This is a genomic window from Klebsiella sp. HMSC09D12, from assembly GCF_001808475.1.
In the GTDB taxonomy this organism is placed as follows: domain Bacteria; phylum Pseudomonadota; class Gammaproteobacteria; order Enterobacterales; family Enterobacteriaceae; genus Klebsiella; species Klebsiella oxytoca.
Genome location: NZ_KV793377.1, coordinates 1 through 1,118 on the forward strand (window position 1 = coordinate 1; position 1,118 = coordinate 1,118).

General features: G+C 49.5%; 1 protein-coding gene. It reads left to right on the forward strand.

Features of this window, described 5'->3' with window-relative positions:
• On the forward strand, nt 1–834 hold an 834-nt coding region (locus HMPREF3178_RS00190), incomplete at its 5' end, for an LPD29 domain-containing protein (RefSeq protein WP_228705113.1).
• Between the last annotated feature and the right edge of the window lie 284 nt (nt 835–1,118).

Genomic DNA, 1,118 nt, shown 5'->3' on the forward strand with positions numbered 1-1,118 from the left:
CTAAATTGCCGGTATCGGCGCAAACAGGAGTCGTACATGAATACTCAATTACTGAAAGTAGGCCAGTGCCTGAAGCACCTCAATGACGATGTAGCAGTTAGTGAAGTGACCCTCTCAGATGGCGAGATCTCTTACACCCTCTTAAACCTCGAATTACCGACCGCGTTCACCGTTGAGCAAGCCCGTATCAGCGCGCGCTTTGGCTGGACGCTTACAGATAAGACGCTATCCCTTGATGAAATCCGCAGCCGCCGCGAAGTCGTTCGCGTGTGTAAGCAGCGCCGCGATGAAGAAGCCGCGCGGAAGGCAGAGGAAGAACAGCGCAGCCGTGAGCAGGTATCAACGAATCCAGAGTATCAGGATCTACTGACCAAAAAAGACGAACCCAGCACGACGAAACTGGCGGCTAAAAATATCCGCCTGCTGCTGAAAAAGCATTTCAAGGGCATTAAGTTTTCAGTGCGTATGCGTGATTATTCCTGCATCAATGTGGGCTGGACAGACGGCCCGACGACTGATGAAGTGGACGCCGTAATCAGCCGTTTTCAGGAAGGCCGTTTTGACGGCATGACGGATATGTATGAATACGGTAACGACCCATTCAACAAGGTTTATGGGGGCGTGCAGTATCTTTTCACTTCGCGCGAATGCTCAGATGCTCTGATCGAGGAAGCGATCGCCAGCGTTAAAACCCGCTATAAATCGGTAGTTGGGGATGATTGCACGGTCGCAGCTTTCCGTTCCGGCAAGCTGTGGAACGTAGGTAATGAATATTTTAGCCACGGTCTGCAATCAGCCATTCACCAGGCAGCGGCCGCAATCAGTAAAAAATAAACAGGATGCCCCCCTAACGGGGGGTAAAATGTTATGAGGTTTTAGCTGTGTGTGGCAGAGTTCTAAAAAGGGAAACGTGAGAGAATATGAATACGATTAGTATAACGGAAATCGTGTTGAGTGTGCTTCTTGCAGGCGCTTTGGGACCGGTTTTGTTACGTCGAAAAAAAGGTCTGCTGTTACTGTTGTTGATTCTGGTCTGTACGATACTTTTGTTTCATGGTGTCACTACGATTTACTGATGTGGTCGAAAATCTTTAAAAGCGGAACCCCGGACGTCACCC